This is a genomic window from Dietzia massiliensis (assembly GCF_018390595.1).
Lineage (GTDB): Bacteria > Actinomycetota > Actinomycetes > Mycobacteriales > Mycobacteriaceae > Dietzia > Dietzia massiliensis.
Map to the genome: position 1 here is coordinate 1 of NZ_JAHBAV010000095.1, position 5,601 is coordinate 5,601.

The 5,601-nt window shown below is 72.4% G+C and carries 5 protein-coding genes and 1 pseudogene; all 6 read left to right on the forward strand.

Translation table 11 applies throughout. From position 1 onward, the window contains the following. The first annotated feature begins 100 nt into the window (after positions 1–100). Positions 101–661, forward strand: a complete 561-nt coding sequence (nuoI, locus tag KHA85_RS15870) for an NADH-quinone oxidoreductase subunit NuoI (RefSeq protein WP_213186554.1) — start codon at positions 101–103, stop codon at positions 659–661. Beyond that, complete coding sequence (locus KHA85_RS15875) at positions 658–1,464, forward strand: NADH-quinone oxidoreductase subunit J (RefSeq protein ID WP_213186555.1); 807 nt, start codon at positions 658–660, stop codon at positions 1,462–1,464. The genes nuoI and KHA85_RS15875 overlap by 4 nt, the downstream gene beginning before the upstream one ends. Further along, positions 1,461–1,760 (forward strand): NADH-quinone oxidoreductase subunit NuoK, encoded by a 300-nt coding sequence (gene nuoK, locus KHA85_RS15880; protein WP_007631742.1) that lies wholly within the window; start codon positions 1,461–1,463, stop codon positions 1,758–1,760. The genes KHA85_RS15875 and nuoK overlap by 4 nt, the downstream gene beginning before the upstream one ends. Positions 1,761–1,774: 14 nt before the next feature. Further along, positions 1,775–3,700 (forward strand): NADH-quinone oxidoreductase subunit L, encoded by a 1,926-nt coding sequence (gene nuoL, locus KHA85_RS15885; protein WP_213186556.1) that lies wholly within the window; start codon positions 1,775–1,777, stop codon positions 3,698–3,700. Then, positions 3,697–5,280: an NADH-quinone oxidoreductase subunit M gene (locus KHA85_RS15890; RefSeq protein WP_213186557.1), complete on the forward strand. Its 1,584-nt coding sequence runs from the start codon at positions 3,697–3,699 to the stop codon at positions 5,278–5,280. The genes nuoL and KHA85_RS15890 overlap by 4 nt, the downstream gene beginning before the upstream one ends. Further along, a pseudogene (locus KHA85_RS15895) lies at positions 5,277–5,601 on the forward strand (NADH-quinone oxidoreductase subunit NuoN); the annotation flags it as partial. The gene KHA85_RS15890 and the pseudogene KHA85_RS15895, both read left to right, overlap by 4 nt.

The window sequence follows — 5,601 nt, forward strand, 5'->3', positions numbered from 1 at the left end:
TTCCCCGTCCCGCCGCTCCCGCACCAGCGCGCCGCGCTCGGCCGCGCCGGCACCCCCGCCACACCGACCACCGACACCGCCCCGAGTCAGGAGGCCCGCCATGCCTAGGGTTCCCAGGTTCCTCGAGCCGCTCGCCGGGTTCGGGGTGACGTTCGCGACGATGTTCCGCAAGAAGCACACCGAGCAGTACCCGGAGGAGAAGGTCCCGACCGCGCCGCGCTACCACGGGCGTCACCAGCTCAACCGCTACGCCGACGGCCTGGAGAAGTGCATCGGCTGCGAGCTGTGCGCGTGGGCGTGCCCGGCCGACGCGATCTACGTCGAGGGCGCCGACAACACCGCCGAGGAGCGCTACTCCCCAGGTGAGCGGTACGGGCTGATCTACCAGATCAACTACCTGCGCTGCATCGGCTGCGGCCTGTGCGTCGAGGCCTGCCCGACCCGCGCGCTGACCATGACCAACGACTACGAGATGGCCGACGACAACCGCGCCGACCTCATCTACGAGAAGCACGACCTGCTCGGGCCCATGCTCGCCGGCATGGTGCCGCCACCGCACGACATGGTCCCCGGCGCCGACCACGCCGACTACTACCGCGGCGAGATCACCGGAGCGGTGCCCGAGCAGGGCGAACCATACGACCCGGCGAAGGCCTCATGATGGCCGCCGGCGAGTCGGTCCTGTTCTGGGTCCTGGCGACCGTCGCGGTGGCCGGGGCGCTGGGGGTGGTCGCGGCGACCCGGGCCGTCTACTCGGCGCTGTGCCTGGCGGCGACCATGGTCTCGCTGGCCGTCCTGTACATGGCGCAGGGCGCGGTGTTCCTCGGTGTCGGGCAGATCGTCGTCTACACCGGCGCCGTGATGATGCTGTTCCTGTTCGTGGTGATGCTCATCGGCGTGGAGTCCTCGGACTCGCTGGTCGAGCGGATCCGCGGGCACCGGGTGGCGGCGATCCTCGCCGGCCTGGGGTTCGGGGTCCTGCTGGCCACCGGTTTCGCGCGCGCCGAGCTGCCGCCGTTCGCGGGGTTCGCGGCCGGCGGGTTCGAGGTGCCGGCGCTGGCCGAGCTGCTGTTCTCACGACACGTGTGGGCGTTCGAGCTCACCGGGGTGCTGCTCATCATCGCCACGCTCGGCGCGATGGTCCTGGCCCACCGCGAGCGCTTCACCGGCCGCCTCACCCAGCGCCAGCTGTCCGAGCAGCGGTTCCTCGACTGGCAGCGCGACGACTCCGCGCGCGTGACGCCTCTGCCGAGCTCGGGCGTGTACGCGCGCCGCAACTCCGCCGACGTGCCCGCCCGGCTGCCCGACGGTTCCGACGCGCCGGACTCCGTGAGCGAGGTGCTGCGCCGCCACGCCCGCGATGCCGCGTCGGCGGACCAGCTCGAGGCCGGGGAGGGGCGCGGCGCGGGCGAGGTGCGGGACGTCGGCGACGCCCGCGGCGCGGACGGGGGTGCGCGGCCGTGAACCCCGAGTACTACCTGTACCTCTCGGCCGTGCTGTTCACCATCGGCGCGGCCGGGTTCCTGCTGCGGCGCAACGCGATCGTCGTGTTCATGTGCATCGAGCTCATGCTCAACGCCACCAACCTCGCGCTCGTGGCGTTCGCGCGGATGCACGGCGACGTCACGGGCCAGGTCTTCGCGTTCTTCATCATGGTCGTGGCCGCCGCGGAGGTCGTGATCGGCCTCGCGATCATCATGGCCATCTACCGCTCCCGCCGATCGGCGTCCGTCGACGACGCCAGCCTGCTCAGGTACTAGGGGGGACGACGACGATGACGACGACGACAACCGCGGCCGCCCTCGCTCCCGCCGTCACCGGGTCCGCGCTGTGGCTCATCCCCGCTCTTCCCCTGCTCGGGGCGGTGGTCCTGCTGCTGCTCGGTCGGCGGGCGGACGGGTGGGGCCACCTGCTCGGCTCCGCGACCGCGCTGGGCTCGTTCGCCGTGGCCGGGTGGCAGCTCGTCGAGATGGTGGGCCGTGGCCCCGGTGACCGGGCGGCCGCGCAGACGCTGTTCACGTGGCTCTCGGTGGGCGAGCTGCAGGTCGACTTCGGGTTGCGGCTGGACGAGCTGTCGATGGTGTTCGTCCTGCTCGTCACCGGCGTCGGCCTGCTCATCCACGTGTACTCGATCGGCTATATGGCCGCCGACCCCGCGCGCCGGAAGTTCTTCGCGTACCTCAACCTGTTCCTCGCGGCCATGCTGCTGTTGGTGCTGGCCGACAACTTCCTCGGCCTCTACCTGGGCTGGGAGGGCGTGGGTCTGGTCTCGTACCTGCTCATCGGGTTCTGGCAGCACAAGCCGTCCGCCGCGACCGCGGCCAAGAAGGCGTTCGTCGTCAACCGCGTCGGCGACATCGGCCTGGGCGTCGCGCTGATGGTCATGGTCACCCAGCTGGGGACACTGTCGTACGAGGGCGTGTTCGCCGCGATCGAGGGCGGGGCCGGGGCCGGGCTGGTCACCGCGATCGGACTGCTCTTGCTGCTGGGCGCGTGCGCCAAGTCCGCGCAGGTCCCGCTGCAGTCCTGGCTCGGCGACGCCATGGAGGGCCCGACCCCGGTGTCGGCGCTCATCCACGCCGCGACCATGGTCACCGCGGGCGTCTACCTCATCACCCGCGCGAACCCGGTCTTCGACGCCGCCCCCGCCGCCCGCACCGCGGTTATCGCCGTCGGCGCGGTCACGCTCCTGTACGGCGCGGTGATCGGCTGCGCGAAGGACGACATCAAGAAGGTCCTCGCGGCCTCCACCATGAGCCAGGTCGGCTACATGGTGCTGGCCTCCGGGCTCGGACCCGCCGGGTACGCGCTGGCGATCATGCACCTGCTCACCCACGGGTTCTTCAAGGCCGGGCTCTTCCTGGGGGCCGGTTCGGTCATGCACGGGATGGGCGACGAGGTGAACATGCGCCGCTACGGCGGACTGCGGGCGGTCATGCCGATCACCTTCGTCACCTTCGGGCTGGGTTACCTCGCGATCATCGGCGTCCCGCCGTTCGCCGGCTTCTACTCCAAGGAGGGCATCATCTCCGCGGCCTTCGACGCGGGCGGGCCCGCCGGCTACCTGCTCGGCGGCATCGCGCTGCTCGGTGCGGGCCTGACCGCCTTCTACATGACCCGCGTCATGATCCTCACGTTCTTCGGCCCCCGCCGCTGGGCCGCGGACGCGCACCCGCACGAGTCCCCGGCGACGATGACCGGTCCCATGATCGCCCTCGCCGTGGGTTCAGTGGCCGCGGGAGGGCTGCTCGCGATCGGCGGCCGGCTGCAGGAGTGGCTCGCCCCGGTCGTCGGCGACCACCACCCCGAGCACGTCCTGCCGGTGTGGCTCGTCACCACCGCCTCCCTGGTCGCGGTCGCGGCGGGCGTGGCCGTCGCGGTCCGCCTCTACGCCCGCGCGGACGTGCCCGCCACCGCCCCCGAGGGTTCACCCCTCACCCGCGCCGCACGCCGCGACCTCTACGCCGACCACCTCAACGAGACCCTGTTCATGCGACCCGGCCAGGCGCTGGCCGCCGGCACCGCGGTCGTCGACCGCCGCGTGGTGGCCGGCGCGGCGACGGGCCTCGCCGCCACCATCGGGGAACTGTCCGCCCGGACGCGACTCCTGCAGTCCGGACTCACCCGGTCCTACGCGCTGTACATGCTCGTCGGCGCGGTCCTGGTGATCGCGGCCATGCTGGGCGGAGGCGTGCTGTGACCGGCCCCGGACTGCTCACCGCGCTGTGGCTCACGCCCCTGGTCGGCGCCGTCCTCGTCGTCGTCCTCCCCACCAGTGCGCGCCGCGCGGCGAGGCCCCTCGCCCTGGCCACGTCCCTCGTCGTCCTGGCCGTGGCGGTCGTGCTGGCGGTGCAGTTCGAACCCGGCGGCGCGGCCCACCAGTTCGTCGAGTCGCGGCCGTGGATCCCCGCGTTCGGCGCGACGTACACGCTCGGCCTCGACGGCGTCGCGCTCGTGCTGGTCCTGCTCACCGCCGCGCTCATGCCGCTGCTGCTCCTGGCCGGATGGCGGGACACGGACGGGCCGGACGAGGCGGCGGTCGGGGCAGGCGGGCGCCGCGGGCAGGCGTACCCCGCGCTGCTGCTCGCGACGCAGGGGCTCGCGCTGGTCGCGTTCACGAGCCTCGACGTGCTGCTGTTCTACGTCGCGTTCGAGGCGATGCTCATCCCGCTGTACTTCCTCATCGGCGGGTTCGGCGGCACTGACTCCGGCGGCACGGACGCCGGCCGCACCGACCGGGCCCGCGCGGCCGTGCGGTTCCTCCTCTACAACCTCCTTGGCGGGCTGGTCATGCTCGCCGCGGTGATCACCCTCTACATCTACACAGACCGGGCCGGACTCGGCCCGGACGGCCGCGGCACGTTCGACTACCGCCTCATCACCGACGCCGTCGCCGACGGTCGCCTGCAGCTCCCGACCGGCGTGGCGCTGCTGATGTTCGCCGGGTTCACGCTCGCGTTCGCGATCAAGGCGCCGCTGTGGCCGTTCCACACGTGGCTGCCCGGCGCGGCCGTCGCCGCGACGCCCGCCTCCGCCGTGCTCATGATGGCGGTGGTCGACAAGGTCGGCACCTTCGCGATGCTGCGGTACAGCCTGCCGCTGTTCCCCGGCGCCGCCGACACCGCGACGCCCGTGATGGTGACGCTCGCGGTGATCAGCATCATCTACGGCGGGCTCATGGCGATCGCGCAGACCGACCTGCTGCGCCTCATCGCGTACGCGTCGATCTCGCACTTCGGGTTCATCGTGCTGGGCGTGTTCGCCGCGACGACCCAGTCCGCCGCAGGCGCCACGCTGTACATGGTCAACCACGGCCTCGCCACGGCCGCCCTGTTCCTCGTGGCCGGGTTCCTCGTGCGTCGGCACCGGATCCGCGAGATCGGCTACTACGGCGGCGTCCAACAGGTCGCCCCCGTGCTGGCCGGGGTGTTCCTCGTGGCCGGGCTCGCGACGCTCTCCCTGCCGGGGCTCGCGCCGTTCATCAGCGAGTTCCTGGTGTTCGTCGGCACGTTCGAGGTGTACCCCGTCGCGGCGGTCCTGGCTACGGCGACGTTCGTCCTGGCCGCGGTCTACATCCTGTGGACCTACCAGCGCGTCATGGGCGGGCCCGTCGCGACCGGCCTCGAGACCACGCCCGACATGACGGTGCGCGAGCGCGTCGTGCTGGCGCCTTTGGTTGTGGCGCTGGTCGTGCTGGGCTTCTACCCGCAGCCCGCGCTGGACGTGATCGACCCGGCGGTCGCGGCGACCGTCGCCCACGTGGAAGGTGCGCCCCGATGACCCCGGACATCGCCTACTCCTCGCTCGTGCCGCTGCTGGTGGTGTTCGGCACGGCGATCGTCTCCGTGCTGGTCGAGGCGTTCGCGCCCTCCCGGCACCGCTACCGCGCGCAGGTGGTGCTGTACCTCGGCGGGCTCGCCGCGGCGCTGGTCGCGGTTGTCGCTCTCGCCGGGACGCGGACGGTGACGGCCGGGGGCGCCGTGGCCGTCGACGGACCCGCCCTGTTCCTGCAGGGCGCGACGGTTCTCGTGGCGATCGGCGCCGGCCTGCTCATCGGCGAGCGGGCGCGGGTCGGGGCGGAGGAGCGCGCCGCGGTGGCGG

Excerpts from the sequence above, each read along its gene's own strand:
- nuoI (WP_213186554.1), top strand. The coding sequence starts at position 101 with ATGCCTAGGGTTCCCAGGTTCCTCGAGCCGCTCGCCGGGTTCGGGGTG.
- KHA85_RS15875 (WP_213186555.1), top strand. The coding sequence starts at position 658 with ATGATGGCCGCCGGCGAGTCGGTCCTGTTCTGGGTCCTGGCGACCGTC.
- nuoL (WP_213186556.1), top strand. The coding sequence starts at position 1,775 with ATGACGACGACGACAACCGCGGCCGCCCTCGCTCCCGCCGTCACCGGG.